This is a genomic window from Nostoc sp. MS1 (assembly GCF_019976755.1).
GTDB lineage: Bacteria > Cyanobacteriota > Cyanobacteriia > Cyanobacteriales > Nostocaceae > Trichormus.
In genome coordinates this window covers 5,893,481-5,908,874 of record NZ_AP023441.1, presented here as the reverse complement: position 1 = coordinate 5,908,874, position 15,394 = coordinate 5,893,481, and the positions used below count along the sequence as shown (strand labels likewise).

The following is a 15,394-nucleotide window of genomic DNA, read 5'->3' as shown; positions in this document are numbered from 1 at the left end:
GTTTATAAAAGTTAATCCTCAAGATAGATGAATTGCTACTTACTTAGGAAAATAAGTTGATTTTTGGCAAAATTTTGTAGTATTTATCTCAAATATCGGCTACGTTGTAATAGTTGGGATTAGCAAACTATAGCTGTGGATCATTCGATCCTTCGCATCTTGATTCGGGAACTGTCACCGTGATCCACGAGATGAACTCTAAGATTTACGAAAATCTCTTTATTGGCGATAGTGAGATGGCGGCGCTGATGCGATCGCACAATTGGTCACAAACGCCGCTCGGTGCTGTAGAAACATGGTCACAGAGCTTGAAAACGGCTGTGCGGATTATGTTGACATCTCGCCAAGCTATGTTTGTCTGGTGGGGTGACGAATTAATCAATTTATACAACGATGCTTATAGAGCCATTCTCGGTGGTAAACATCCAGAAGCGTTAGGACAGCCTGCGGCGATCGTTTGGCGAGAAATTTGGCATCAAGTAGGGCCGCGTGCAGAAACAGCCATTTCTCAAAATCAGGGAACCTATGACGAAGCTCTATTGCTAATTATGGAGCGCAATGGCTACCCGGAGGAAACGTACTACACCTTTTCCTATAGCCCCGTGCCGAATGATGATGGTAGCACTGGCGGCATTATCTGTGCCAATACAGAGGAGACACCCCGGATTATTGGGGAACGACAGTTAGCACTGTTAAAGGAACTGGCAGCCAAAACAGCAGACGCACGCACATTTGAGCAAGCCTGTATTTTCAGCACTAGCTGTCTAGCAACCAACCCCTACGACCTGCCGTTTGCCATGATTTATTTGGTTGACTCGGAGCGGCAGTGTGTGACATTGGCGGGAACCTGCGGAATTGAGCGAGGACACCTAGAAGTTCCCGAAACTATTGCTTTGGCAAATGATTCATGGCACTTGACCGATGTATTGACAAATCATCAAACTTATGTAATTTCTGATTTAAGACAATTTGGTGATTTGCCCACAGGAGCCTGGAATAGACCACCCCAACAAGCGGCTGTAGTAGCGATCGCACCTTCAGGGCGCACAGGCAAAGCTGGGGTATTAGTGACAGCTTTAAACCCATTCCGGCTATTTGATGATAACTACCAAGGATTCCTGAATTTAGTATCAGCACAAATTGCTGCCAGTATTGCCAATGCGCAGGCATACGAGGAAGAACGCAAACGCGCCGAAGCTTTGGCAGAACTAGACCACGCCAAAACCACCTTTTTTAGTAATGTTTCCCACGAGTTTCGGACTCCCTTGACTTTAATGTTGAGTCCGTTGGAAGAACTCCTAGCAGCAGATGACTTGCCAGCAGAGCGACAGCAAGAGTTAAGCCTGATTCATCGTAACGGTTTACGCTTGTTAAAGTTGGTCAATACCCTCCTAGATTTTTCGCGGATAGAAGCAGGACGGGTGCAAGCAGTTTATGAACCGACAGACTTAGCCGCCTTCACTGCTGAGTTAGCTAGTATCTTCCGTTCGGCAATTGAGCAGGCAGGGTTGGAGTATATCATCAACTGCCAACCATTGGCAGAACCCGTGTATGTTGATCGCCAGATGTGGGAGAAGATTGTTCTCAATCTGCTCTCGAATGCCTTCAAGTTCACCTTTACAGGTGCGATCGCCATTACTCTCCAACAGGCACAACAGCAAGTAGAATTAACAGTCAGTGATACGGGGATTGGTATTCCTCAAGCAGAATTACCCCAATTGTTTGAGCGATTTCACCGCGTCGAGGGAGCGCGGGGTAGAACTCAAGAAGGTTCAGGAATTGGGCTGGCATTAGTTCAGGAATTGGTGCGGCTACATGGTGGTCAGGTGCAGGTTGCCAGTATTGAGGGGCAAGGTACAACCTTTACCATCACCATGCCTACAGGCACATCCCACCTACCAGCCGATAGAATCCAAGCAACACGCACCCAAGTTTCCACAGCCTTGGGTGCGGCTCCTTATATTGAGGAAGCTTTACGATGGTTGCCACAAGAGAGCAGGGGGAGAGAAGGAGCAGAGGGAGAATTGATGATTTATTCCTCCCCAGCTTTCGCAACTTCCCCAACTTCCCCATCTCGGATTCTGCTGGTAGATGACAATGCAGATATGCGGGAATATGTGCGCCGATTATTGAGTAGGTATTATGTAGTAGAAACTGCAACTGACGGGATGGCAGCGTTAGATGTAATTGTTCATCATCTACCAGATTTGGTGCTGACCGATGTGATGATGCCGCGAATGGACGGCTTTGGTCTACTGAGTGCTTTGCGCAGTGACAATCGTACCAGGGAAATTCCCATCATTTTGCTTTCTGCTAGAGCCGGAGAAGAAGCCAAAGTTGAAGGATTAGCAGCTGGAGCCGATGATTATCTCATCAAGCCGTTTTCGGCGCGGGAATTGTTGGCAAGGGTTGAGGCAACTTTGAAGTTGTCCCAATTGCGCCGAGATGCGATGCAGCAGGAGCAGAAGTTGCGATTGGAATCCCAAACGGCAAAGCAGCGTGTTGAGACTATCTTGTCAAGCATTAATGATGGGTTCTATGTCCTTGACCGCGACTGGCGATATACCTACGTTAACGATCGCCTGTGCGAGATGCTGAGGATGGAGCGTGAGCAGATTCTCAATCACAGCATTTGGGACTTGTTCGTAGATACCGTTGATACTGATGTTTATATTCAATTTCATCGGGCGCTGCATGAACAAATACCAGTCCAATTTGAATATTTTTATCCTACCTGGAATTGTTGGTACGAACACCGGGTTTATCCTTCGCCCGATGGACTGACGGTTTTTGCTGCTGATATCACCGAGCGTAAACAAGCCGAACTAGAACACGAACAACTACTTGCCCGTGAACGCCACTACGTTAACCAATTGCAAGGATTAACTACAGCTGCCCTCACCATCAATTCTGCCCTTTCTGTAGAACAAGTTTTGCAGGTGATGACAAATCAGGCAGCATCTATCATCGGTTCTCACCAGTCTGTTACCAGTATGACGATTGACCAGAACTGGGCGCAGGCAATTTCAGCCATCTACTTATCTGATAAGTATGCTCAGTGGCGCAATTACGATGAAAAGCCAGATGGATCTGGTATATATGCTTATATGTGTAGTCTTAATCGCCCCATGCGGATGACTCAAGCCGAACTAGAGGCGCATCCCCATTGGCAAGGTTTTGGCAAAGAAGTAAAGAATCATCCACCGATGCGGGGTTGGCTGGCTGCGCCCTTGGTGGGACGGAACGGACAAAACATTGGCTTAATTCAGCTTTCTGACAAATACGCAGATGAATTTACCGCCGCAGATGAAGCAATTTTGGTGCAATTAGCACAAATGGCCTCAGTTGCCGTGGAAAATGCCCGTTTATACGAAGCCGAACAGCAAGCACGGGCCGCCGCAGAAAAATTAAGGGAAGAAGCCCAAGCAGCCAACCGCATTAAAGATGAATTTTTAGCGGTACTGTCCCACGAATTGCGATCGCCTCTTAACCCGATTCTCGGTTGGGCAAGATTACTGCAAGGCGGCAAGTTAGATGCAGCCAAAGCTAAACAAGCTGTAACCATCATTGAGCGTAATGCCAAGTTGCAAGTCGAGTTGATTGAAGACCTGTTGGATATCTCGCGGATTTTACGAGGGAAAATTAGGCTGACAATCAGTCCAGTTAATCCAGCATCGGTGATTAAAGCGGCAATGGAAACCGTGCGACTTGCCGCCGACGCTAACTCTATTCGCCTAGAAGTCAATCTTGACGATGAAGTCGGATTGGTTGCTGGCGACTCAACCCGTTTACAGCAAGTGATGTGGAACTTGCTCTCTAACGCTGTTAAATTTACACCGACTGGTGGTTTAGTTGAGGTAGGTTTAACAAAGGTCGGCAATCAAGCCCAAATCACCGTAAGGGATACAGGCAAAGGTATTTCCCCTGATTTTCTCCCTTATGTATTTGATTATTTCCGCCAAGCCGATAGCGCCACTACTCGCAAGTTTGGCGGTTTAGGCTTAGGTTTGGCAATTGTACGTCACCTAGTTGAACTACATGGCGGTAAAATTCAAGCTGAGAGCGAAGGCGAAGGTATGGGTGCGACATTCACCCTCAATTTACCACTGATGCCGACTCAGCCAAATGTCAATCAAGATTCGCCGTCCTTAGAAGCATCTGTGGGGCTAGATGGTATTCAAGTTTTAGTAGTAGATGATGATACCGATACACGAGATTTTGTGGCTTTTGTCTTGGAACAAGCAGGCGCAAACGTCATCACAGCTACTTCCGCCCTTGAAGCATTAACAATATTAACCAAATCGCCGCCAGATGTCTTAGTCAGCGACATTGGGATGCCTGACATGGATGGTTATATGTTAATGCGGCAAGTAAGAACCTTACCACCAGAGCAAGGCGGCAAGATACCCGCGATCGCCCTCACAGCCTATGCTGGAGAAATGAACGAAAAGCAAGCCCTCAAAGCTGGTTTTCAAAAGCATATTTCTAAACCAGTAGACCCTGATAATTTAATTAAGGCGATCGTGAGGATGACAATAATTCGTAATTCATAATTCGTAATAGCCTACGGCTAGGCTTGTGCCTACGTAACTAATACTTACTATATGATCCATACTTGATTTTTGAAATATACGTAGGGGAGCCACTGCGTTGGGCGGGTTTCCCGACATAAAGCAAGTGGCGTTGGGCAGTGCATCGCCATCAGTTTATTAAGAAAGTGCAAGATGTCAGATAACTAAAGTGATGAAATAGATATTAATACTGTTGAGAATGCAAAGAATATTTAATTTAATCTAATTTACAAATTTCCTTCAAATCTATTTTGTTAGAATTACTATTAGGTTTCGTAGTAATTCTTGAAGAAATCAAATATTTAATTATGGCTATGCGTTTTTCTATAATTGCAGCTACCTTTGTAACTGCAAGTGTTAGTTTAGGTACGCTTTTTGGTGTTACAGCCCCTGCTTCAGCCCAAGAAATTATCAGTTGTTCGAGCTATGATAATCGGACAAACACCTGTGCCGTACCTCCCGGTAGAGTGAGACTGGTTAGACAGTTATCCGATGCTAGTTGTCAAGGAAATTGGGGTTCTAGAGGCAATCGAATTTGGGTGAGAAATGGTTGCCGTGCTGAGTTTGTAGTTGGGAATGGCAGAAATAACCGAAACGGTAGATATTATCGTAACGACAGAGATGATAGATATTATCGCAATGACAGAGACGATAGATATTATCGCAATGACAGAGACGATAGATATTATCGCAATGACAGAGACGATAGATATTATCGCAACGACAGAGATGATAGGTATTACCGCAACAATAGATATGACATATATAACAGGAATGGTAGAAATGACATAGACGACAGATATTACCAAGACGATAGGTACAATAGATAAGACAAATAATTAACTGGGTATTTCTTCACTGCTATTAATGAAATACCTAGTTAATTAGGATCTTTTACTGATAAAAAAATTCCTTGAACAATTGTTTAAAGGTTCTAACAGTTGCCAGATAGATTTAGATAAAATCTCACTACTATCTTGGCAACAAAAGGCTGGCTAACCAGTTTCCTACTTGAGCAATCAACTTCACTTTTAGCAGGCATTAATAAGAAACTAGATGCAGTACATCTCTCACTACACTGTAACCATTCAAATCCCAAAATAAATAAGCAAGAAAGCCAATCATCGCAAAACGCCCATTCCAAAGTTCAGCTTGAGGAGTAAATCCCAAATCACCAGCATTACGGTCTTTGCCATTGTATGCAGTTTCAGTCTTATCACTAGGGTAAAGTGTCATTGTGAAAATTCCTAAATAATATAATTACGTTTCTCATAGTATTTACTTAAATATCCCTCTTCTGTCACTTTCCGAAATAAGCAAGTAGTAAATAACTGAAATTATCCAGAAGAGAAAAAAGGTTTAAATTGGTTCATTGTAAAAATTAGGTGATTAAATCCAAGCAATAAATCGGAATTGGGAAAAACATTTAGCCAGGGATAAATCAACCAAAATAATAAAAGAGGTTGAACAATTAAACGAAGATTATTTAAAGTATTCTTCCATCCAGAATCATGATTCCATTGTTTATGGTTAGAGAAATCTACACAACTAATACAAGCACTGTCATGTATTTCTGTTTCAGAAGGAGCTTGATTTAAGGATAAGAAAGGTGGAGAACTTAAACTAATCATTGTGTAGACACAAAAAATAATCTCCCACCATTTCTCAATATGTTGAAAATTTGTAAATCTGTAGTCTGTCCAGCCCAGTTCCTGTTTACACTGCCAAAAACCATATTCTACCCAAGTTCTTAACCCATATAAGTCGCCTAAAATTTTCTTGAGGTTCCCTGAAAGATTAGTCATGACAAATGAAGTAGAATTTTCTGGCATAGTTTCTGGATCAGTTGTTATTTCCCAGTAAGTTATGGCTCCTTTTTTACCATAAACTATTTCTCTAATATATCTAGTTTCTGATTTTTGGTTACTAAATGTTCTTTCAAATTTGCACCACTTATTCGCCCTAACGCTCTGCCCTGCTGGCAGCCAGACTCCATGATTACTTCTGATTGATACCACATAACCTAAGCCATATTCAGCCAGTTTTCTAATAAATTGGCTACTTTCACCATACAAACTATCAGCCAATACTAATTCAATATTGAAATCTAATTCCATTAACTCTGTAATTATTTCTGATGCTAACTCTATTTTAGTTTTATATTTATCTGAATCCTTTAGTGTTCCTTTTGGTTTAAATACTTTGAAAATTAATGGGAAAGTTATGTTGGCATAAACTCCATAAGCGTTAACTGAAACTATCCCTTTATCTACTTTTCCCACACTTCCTAAATATTGTCTAGCTACATAATCTGTCTTTTTACCTTTTTTTCTGTCTCCGGTTTCATCTATTACTACCGTAATTGTCTGACCATTTAATGCTCTTTTTATTTTCTTTAATCTTCGGCTCTTCAACTCATTTACTGACCAGTATGAATTGGCTATAAAATGATGTAATGATTGGGCTGAGTTTATACTGACTACTTTTGCTATCTCTGGTAATGATTTTCTTTTGATTGGTGAAATTATGCCTAAGTGTAAATATTTGAAACATTCATAATTTCTTACTTCTTTGAACAGGTCTTTGTACTCTGCACAATATTCATCTACGAGCGCAACTGTTGGCTGCGCATCTCTTGCCAAATGTTTCAGGATTTGTAATTCTACATCCATTGCCCTGCTTTCCTTCCAGAGTTTTTTCTTTTCATCCTTTTATTTAGAATACTCGGAAAGTGACAGAAGAGGGTTATAGCGTTTCTCAGTCTGGTGAAGTACAGTAACAAGAATGGGTAAACCAATTATAAATATCAGTTAATGAGACTTGAGTAAAAGCAGTTTCAATTGCTTTTGCTAAGTCTGGATAGCTTCTAGCCCCAATAGAACGGAGTAAATTTTTAATTTTTGACCAACAGTTTTCAATTGGTGAAAAATCCGGGGAATATGGTGGTAAGTAAATCAATTTAGCGCCAGCAGCTTCGATTAATTTCTCAATATCTCCACCTTTATGAATTGAACAATTATCCATGATTACACAAGCGCCTTCCCACAGAAGAGGAACTAATTTTTGAGAAATATAAGCCTCAAATTTCAGCCCGTCAGATGCTCCTAAAATACTATATTGACTAATCACGCCTTTGAGAGCAATCGCTCCAATTATGGAGACATTTTTACAGCATTTTTGAGGTCGTGATCCATGCGCTCTTTTGCGTTTTTTAGAACGAGCTGAGTGTCTTATGAAAGATAGATTAGCTCCGGCTTCGTCAAGAAAAACAAGGTTTTCTGCTGGTATCCCATGAATTTGAAGCCAGAACTGTACTCTTAATAATTGAACTCTTTGGGTCTCTTTCTCGGAGGCGTGTAATGTTTTTTTTAAGGCTGATTTCTATCCTCTTTAACATCCTGTCTACCGTAGATATACCAACTGTTATACCTGTTTTTTCTTTGAGAATGAAACGGATTTCTTCCAAGGTGGCATCATTCTTAGCTTCAACTATTTCTTCCAGAATCTTCATTTGTTTTTCGTTGAGCTTTGTAGGAGTTTGTTTTGTCCTAACTTTAGGAGCGATGCTTGCTGTTTCTCTATATTGCTTTAGTAATTTCTCAATAAAACCTAAACTGACACAAAATTTGTTTGCTAATTGACGTTGTGATATTCCACCTGTCTTATATGTATCAAATATTTTTTGGCGAAAGTCGAGGGAATATGTTTTCATTTTACCCTTGAGTAGATACACTGATTTATTTTAATTACTGTACTTCATTAGACTGGTAAACGCTATATTTAAGATTATCTGTCTATAGTGTCAAATATTAAGTAAACCTAGAGAAGTAAATATGGAGACAAAAAAGATAAAAAATTAGCTATTATATAATCCTAATCTCAATTTATACTAATAATTTAATTAGACATCAGAAAGAAAATTTTATTCCTAATTATAGGGTTAAATCCTACATAAGTAGGGTGGGCATTGCCCACCCTATTCACTACAGCACAGACTACGCTAATTGAGTTGTTATCATCTGGGCTACAGTATGTAAAGCATTATTTACTTTACCAAAAGCTGCGGCATGGGGGCGATCGCCATCATCAGCGTAACCATAGGTAATTAAGCGATTGCGGTTTAAGCACAGCTTGGTAAATTGGGGTGCAAGCAGGTTAAATAACTCAAATCTGTCCTGCATTTCGGGGAAACGACTTTGATAATTTAAGATTGTCTCTCTCACCTTTGTCCAAAAGGTATGTTCTGGGTAGTTGTGGTAGTCTGCCAATAAATCAGACAGGTAACGATGGTGACAGATAAATAAACCAGCAAAGATAAATTGGCATAATCCTTCTGGTGGTTCACTCAACAAGATGGCTTTTAGCGGTGGCGTTAAATTCTCCAATTCTGGTAAGGGATGACGACTGATATTGACATCATCGACAAAATCCTTCATCGCCAAGCGATGGGGTACATAATCTTTCAGCACCAAAATTGTATTTTCACCGTGAGGAGAGAACACCACACCGTAACGGTAGAGATAGTGAAGGAGTGGGGGTAAAATTGTGCTGAATAATTTTGATAGCCACTCATTCAAACTTAGTCCAGAATGCTCCACGAGTTGAGAAACAAAGGGTTTACCGTTACCATCAATGTGTAATAGAGAGGCTAAAGTAATCGGTTGTTCCTCTGGTTCAGTGTAAGCAAGAACGCTTTCCCGCCACAAGCAACCCAACATTTCCTTATATTGATACGGTGCGCCTGAGAGTTGGCTGTAGTAAGGGTGATCGTAGTTAATAGTGGCAATTTCACCGGGAAGAATCAAGCGACATTCATCTTTGAGGAAAGAATCGCGATCGCAAATTGACTTCACCCACTCCGTGACAAGGGGTGCAATCACAGTTCTTTCCCCAGGTAAACCACGATAAACTAAAGTATTCAAAATACTCAAGGGTAACTTGACATATCTTTTTTGTGGATGGCTGATATTAGCAAAGGTGCGAATCGATTGTTGAGGTAAATATTTATCCTGGCTGTAGCCTAGAGGGATAATTGCACCTGTGGCTATTTCTTCCACAAACAACAGTGTAATGATATTTTTCCACTGCCAATCATGAACGGGAAGGAAGTAGTAATCGGCGGGGTTGAGATTGCGTGTTTGTAAGACGGCTGTAAATTGAGTGAGATTTTCTGCGCCTAACTCCTCTTGGATGAGGGTAATGTAATCTAATCCTGGGATGGCGTTAAATTGTGCGCGTTTCCCACTTACCGCAATCCAAAATAGGGAAACTGGGTTTTTACTTTCGGGTGCGTGGAGGAGGTAATCATCATAGCCGAAACCGATGCGTCCTTTATTGAAGGTTATCCAAGGATGTCCTTCCATTTCCCCTTCTAATGAGGGGTAGTCTAAGTTGAGTAAGTCGATATTTTGGCTTTCTTTTTTGGCTTGGATGTGGGTGTCGGCGAGTAAGGTGTTACTCAGTTCTTTGATTAAATGAGCTGTAGTTTCTGGTGTCATCCCGACAACTGTGTGAATATCGAGGACGAATTGCAGGGGGTTAAAGGCTGGTGCTGTTTCTCCAACTTCTCGTCTTTGTATGGATGAGGGAATGACACAATAACTATCGAATAGGCGTTTTTTGGCTTGGAAGTTGTAGGCAACGCCTTCTGGGAGAGGGAGGTGGTAGAGGGTGTATTCTGATGTTTGTTCTATAACTTCCGGTTTGATAATTTCTTCATACATAAACTCAGAAAGCATTTTGGCGAGGAGTTTTTGAGAGACTGTTTGCCAGCGTTGGGGTTGGAGAATTTGAGTTAGATTTTGCATTTTTTTTGTTGAGTGTTTAATAGCAATTCGTAATTAAGAAACACTTTTTGCCTCCTGCCTCCTACCTCCTGCCTTCGGCACATAGCGAAAGAATAGAAGGTTTAAGCAGCAAATGATTGTGGCAGCGATGAAAGGGGATGCTAGGTTTTGGGTGTTGACTAGCCAAGAGGCGAGGAGGGGTGCGCCTAGATGTCCGATGTTGGCAAAGGCGGTAACTAGGCTGTAGTTGAAGTGGAGGTGTTTGGCTGTACTTCGGTTGAATAGTTGCAGTTCTAAGGTGGCTTGAGTAACGGCGAGGAAGAAGCCGTAAACTATCCGCGCCAAGATGAGTAAGGGGAGGTTGAGGGGAATACCTTGTAAGCCTAAGCTGATGATTAACAGGCTCAAACCTCCTAAGTAGATGGTGTTGAGACGTTCGGGACGACAGGCTTGACGGATATAAGGTAAGGCAGCGATCGCCATTACACTAGGTATCAGAAATAACAAACTGCTGGTGAGCAGGTTGACGTTTAATGGTGCAGCAGTAACATACTCTGTAAAGTAGGGACGGACTAAGTTATTCGCCAGTTGAAAGGTGAGGATGACTATACCGATGGTAAGGACAGAACCTAGTTGGTTGGCTGATGCTAGTTGATTCTCTGCTTGTTGTTCATCGCGTTGGGTAGATACACCACGCAGCATATAAGCACAGATGGCAAGTTGTACAATATCGGCTGCGGCAATACCGTAGAATAAAATTAGAGGTGTGTCTATGTTGACCATCCACGCACCAATGATAGTGGCGATGATAATTGCACCATGAAACACAGCTTGATATGTGCCGGCGATCGCAGCTCGTTTTTCTTCCCCACCCAGTTGGATAATTAAGGGATACACTAACAGATAGCTGCTTTTGCACAGCAGGAGCAATATTGTATATGTTAAAAACTGCTCTGCACTAGTGCTTGTACCCATTAAGGCAGTCATCACAGCCGTACCCAATTGACCAGCATATAGTAAGTGTTTGACTTCAAAGCGCCGTGATAACATACCCCACACAGGCGCAGCCAGTACCACAGTTAACCGACAAATAAATATGTAGTAACCCGTGTAGGCTAAATCACTCACACCGAAAACTTTACGAAAAAACTGTGGATAAAAAGGTGACAGTAATACCTCATTGAAAATACTTAAGAACACACATAAAAATAGTGCCATTGAGATGAGGGGTAGCCGATGCTTCATGAAACTATACCAAACTGCTGGAAGACATTACGCTGTTGTGTGGGGTAAACGTCGCGTCCTGTCAAAGAGTTAATAATTACAGAGTTACGATAACAGCCTAAACCCAAATCTGGCGCACCTATACCGTGGGTGTGTAACTCAGCGTTTTGAACGAAAATACGGTTGGGGATGTCTTGGGTGAGGAAAAGGTGATAGTCAAAATTTACCTTGTAGCGTCCTTTTTCATCCCACTGGATTAAATCGCGGATATCTGCAATAAAATTAGGGATGGCGTGATGGTAGCCAGTAGCTAAAATAATGCGATCGCACTCGTGAATAAATGGTTGATCTTGATGAGAATGGCGATAGGTAAGGCGATAACCTTTGTCAGTGTGTTCTACTTCTTTAACCTCTACCCCAGACAGTAACCTGACGTTAGGGTAATTATCGGCGACGGAACGCTCGTAAAGCAAGTCATATATTTTGGCGATGGTGTGAAAGCTAATTCCCTTGTACAGTAAGCCTTGTTTAGTTAAGAGTTTATCGCGCTGTTCTGGTTGCAGGTGGTAGAAATAATGGATGTAGTCTGGTGAAAAATGTTCTAATCCCAATTTAGAATACTCCATTGGGAAAAAGCCAGACGAACGGGTATGCCATTCTAGACGATAACTACAGTTTTCTTGTGCTTGCAGAAGTTCATAGAAAACCTCGGCTGCACTTTGTCCTGAACCGATGACTGTAATTGATTTTGCTTGACTACAGTTGGCTTTTTGGTGGATAAATTCGGCTGAGTGAAAGATATTTTCTGAGGCTACATTACGGAAAAAAGGCGGTATGTAGGGAACAGAACCAACGCCTAAAGCTAAATTGAGGCAACGGTAGGTAAATTTGTTACCAGAAACTAGAAATTCTTGCGCTTCCTCATCCCAGGAAATGTTAGTTACTTGTTGTCCAAAGTAACAATTAGATAATTGATTGGCTACCCATTGACAGTAATCATTATACTCTCTTCTGGGAATATGAAACTCCTCCCAAAAGTAAAAATGATAGAGACGAGATTTAGCTTTGAGGTAACTAAGAAAGCTGTATTTACTACTAGGTTCAGCCATTGTTACCAAGTCAGCTAAAAATGGGACTTGAATTGTTGTACCTTCCAGCAATAACCCTGGATGCCATTGAAATTTAGGTTTCTGTTCTAGGAATAAAGACTTAACTTCTGTAACAGGTTCTAACAGTGCAGCCAAACCTAAATTAAACGGGCCAAGACCAATACCAATAATATCATAAACGCAATTGGTCATGCTGTCCACCTCTGGAAAAATAGTTGGCGATCGCAGAACATTAAAGCTCCACATTTATCAGGCAATTCAATTTCTTTCTGAAACTGAAAGCCACATCTTTCAAAAACATGAATCATCTTTTTATTACGGATATCTGGTTCAGCAATAATCTTTTGCGTGGCAGCATTTTGAAATTGGAAAAACGTCATAGCACGTAACAAAGGTAAAGCATATCCCTTACCTAAAAATGCTGGCTCTCCAATCAAAAGATGAATACCTTGATCCGTAGATTCTGCTGGATAATGACGAGCGACAATATCATCAATTGTCCAGTAAGATTCCCAATAACTCATGGGGTGATTATCCAAACAGCCGAGATATAAACTTTGGTGCTTATCTGCTAAAGCTGTTTGTAAATGTTGCCGCATTCGTTCCAAATCAAATGCCAAATTCCAAAAAGGAATTACATGAGTTTGATTCATCCAGCTATGAATCAGAGTTAAATCTTTCTCTAAATCTACCAGACGGAAAGCAATAGTTTTGTTGATTGTATAATCCAATTTCTCGTAACTGTAAGTAATCGTGCTAAACGACATAAAACTCTCCGCGTAAACCTCCGCGTTCCCACTGTTCGCATAGCGTCTCCGTTAAGAGAAGTTTACTCAACAGGGGGAACGCAACTTCTCTCTGCGTTTATATCAACCTATACAAAGGATTATCAACAGCAACATAAACAGACTGCGTAGCTACAGAACCCACAAGCTCATCCATATTGTGAAAACGAGTAAGAAGATTAGCTTTACAACGCAGTTGAGGTTGAGAAACTAAGTTTTTAATTAACGAATGTTCTGAATACTTGCTGATAGTGTTGCGTACTTCCTCCAGCAGTAATTCCTCATCTACCAGTCCAGCCACACCAAAAGCATTAATCAACCCGAACAAGTTGTTAAAGAACAAATAGTAAGTCAGCCGTTCATCAATCACATCATCATCACAAATCGTCTCACTGTTTTGACTAATACCCGGCAGAATATTATCTAACAACACATGACAAGAACGACGATAGTAATATCCTTGATTATCCCGGTAGAATAATTTCTCAGGATATCCATCTTTTAACTGCAACACCGTATTTTGTTGATGCGCTTCCAACCCTATACCGTAGGTGAAATATAACCAGAGAATTGGTTCTAAATAAATACGAAGATAACGTTTAAACCAATCTACACTTACTGCATTAGTGGAACATTTTTCTTGTTGTGCTAGTTGCTGAATAATCTGTGCTAACCGTGAGCCATCACCTGAAATTGAGTCCTGACACAAAGCTACTAAACAAGTCGCATCTGTATATGGATTATTGAAAAATGGATTGTCTCTAAGAATTGTCGAGAAACCATCAACAGCAACACCATCAATTTTTACAGTGATATAAGCAGGATCGGTAATGATTTGAAAATCAGGGAAACGCTGATATAGTTGTTGACCAATTTCACCTGCTAGAATTTGATGTACTTCTAAACTCCGTTCTAATTCCTTATATAAATTAGTCCGAACAGAGTTAGTAATTTTCACATTTAGCGATAACTTCAACATAAATACCGCCTCTGGATGATAGACGGTACGAATTGAAGATGTAGGTTGATAAGCTCGTCCAATCAAACCTAAATCTTGTATGGTTCCTTGTTGAATTAATTGTTGAATTTGTGGCTGCTGAAGTAGATAGCTTGCTTGCCAGGGATGTATGGGTAACAATGAATAATCATCTTCACCACAGTAATCATTTTTGAACTGATTGTCAACATAAGAGTCGGCAATTAACTCATATTTAATTATTGCTGTTGCTGTTTGTGATAGGCGCGAACCTTCTAGTACTATTGATTGATGAACACGAAAGTAATATAGGGAAAAACTGCCTTTTATTTCTGGCGAATAGATTGGCAATTCATGGTCAGCAAAACCTTGGCGACTTTTGGGTGTGGGATGTAAATGATGTCCAAAAACTAAGGCTTGTTCGGTTGTAATAAAGTTACTTTGAAAAGTATATAGTTGTTCTGTATCTTGTCGCCTATGTTGAACAAAGTTTTCGATGGAATTGCAGCTTTGAATGACTCGCAAAATTAGTTCATCTTGATGGCTATTACTACCACTTCCTAAAGCTAATTCTTTCGTGATTAATGTGGCTAAGGTAACGTAATCTAACTCTAGTAGACTACCCGTACCTGGTTGGTAATAAATAGGAAAAGCGAATAAATGTCTACCTGTAGGCGAGTAATATCGTAAACCAATTAATAACCTCAGATGTTGATGCTTTAACTGACAACAGATGAGCGAGTTTGTATTTGTACGTTGACAGACTTCTAAAATATCTTGGTCTTTTGTAGCGGTGGTGATGATTTCGCCTGTGTTGGTTTCCCGTAGGTAGCAATTCAAGAAGCTGTGGATGGTTGCTTGTTCTGCTATTTGTTTGTCAGTACGATGTTGCGCCAGAACCGTTGTTGTAGGTTTGGCAATTGTATCTGGTGTCATATCTGGT

General features: G+C 41.1%; 10 protein-coding genes. 2 read left to right on the top strand and 8 right to left on the bottom strand.

Translation table 11 applies throughout. The features are described 5' to 3' along the window. The first annotated feature begins 191 nt into the window (after positions 1–191). The gene (locus NSMS1_RS25420; protein WP_224087452.1) at positions 192–4,553 is read left to right on the top strand and encodes an ATP-binding protein; all 4,362 of its coding nucleotides are present in this window, start codon (positions 192–194) and stop codon (positions 4,551–4,553) included. A gap of 326 nt (positions 4,554–4,879) precedes the next feature. Beyond that, positions 4,880–5,401 (top strand): DUF3011 domain-containing protein, encoded by a 522-nt coding sequence (locus NSMS1_RS25415; RefSeq protein ID WP_224087451.1) that lies wholly within the window; start codon positions 4,880–4,882, stop codon positions 5,399–5,401. A 211-nt stretch (positions 5,402–5,612) separates the two neighbouring features. On the opposite strand, the gene NSMS1_RS25410 is transcribed toward NSMS1_RS25415, so the two are convergent. The 8 genes from NSMS1_RS25410 to NSMS1_RS25375 all read right to left on the bottom strand — a co-directional run bounded on the left by NSMS1_RS25410 (position 5,613) and on the right by NSMS1_RS25375 (position 15,387). Continuing rightward, the gene (locus NSMS1_RS25410) at positions 5,613–5,807 is read right to left on the bottom strand and encodes a chlorophyll a/b-binding protein (RefSeq protein WP_224087450.1); all 195 of its coding nucleotides are present in this window, start codon (positions 5,805–5,807) and stop codon (positions 5,613–5,615) included. Between the two features lie 101 nt (positions 5,808–5,908). Next, complete coding sequence (locus tag NSMS1_RS25405; protein WP_224086148.1) at positions 5,909–7,243, bottom strand: IS701 family transposase; 1,335 nt, start codon at positions 7,241–7,243, stop codon at positions 5,909–5,911. Positions 7,244–7,328: 85 nt separating this feature from the next. Beyond that, positions 7,329–8,283 (bottom strand): IS630 family transposase gene (locus NSMS1_RS25400; RefSeq protein WP_224087449.1). Its coding sequence is split into 2 segments (ribosomal slippage): positions 7,329–7,941 and positions 7,940–8,283, totalling 957 coding nucleotides; the frame shifts between segments, so codons are not numbered across the junction. 283 nt (positions 8,284–8,566) lie between these two features. After that, a complete protein-coding gene (locus NSMS1_RS25395; RefSeq protein WP_224087448.1) occupies positions 8,567–10,378 on the bottom strand; it encodes an IucA/IucC family protein in 1,812 nt (603 codons plus the stop codon). Between the two features lie 33 nt (positions 10,379–10,411). After that, complete coding sequence (locus tag NSMS1_RS25390) at positions 10,412–11,602, bottom strand: MFS transporter (RefSeq protein WP_224087447.1); 1,191 nt, start codon at positions 11,600–11,602, stop codon at positions 10,412–10,414. Next, positions 11,599–12,936, bottom strand: a complete 1,338-nt coding sequence (locus tag NSMS1_RS25385; RefSeq protein ID WP_224087446.1) for a lysine N(6)-hydroxylase/L-ornithine N(5)-oxygenase family protein — start codon at positions 12,934–12,936, stop codon at positions 11,599–11,601. Before NSMS1_RS25385 ends, NSMS1_RS25390 begins: the two co-directional genes overlap by 4 nt. After that, positions 12,879–13,457 carry a GNAT family N-acetyltransferase gene (locus tag NSMS1_RS25380; RefSeq protein ID WP_224087445.1) on the bottom strand — a complete coding sequence of 193 codons (579 nt, stop codon included), beginning with the start codon at positions 13,455–13,457 and terminating at the stop codon, positions 12,879–12,881. The genes NSMS1_RS25385 and NSMS1_RS25380 overlap by 58 nt, the downstream gene beginning before the upstream one ends. A gap of 97 nt (positions 13,458–13,554) precedes the next feature. Further along, positions 13,555–15,387, bottom strand: a complete 1,833-nt coding sequence (locus NSMS1_RS25375; RefSeq protein ID WP_224087444.1) for an IucA/IucC family protein — start codon at positions 15,385–15,387, stop codon at positions 13,555–13,557. Positions 15,388–15,394 lie beyond the last annotated feature (7 nt).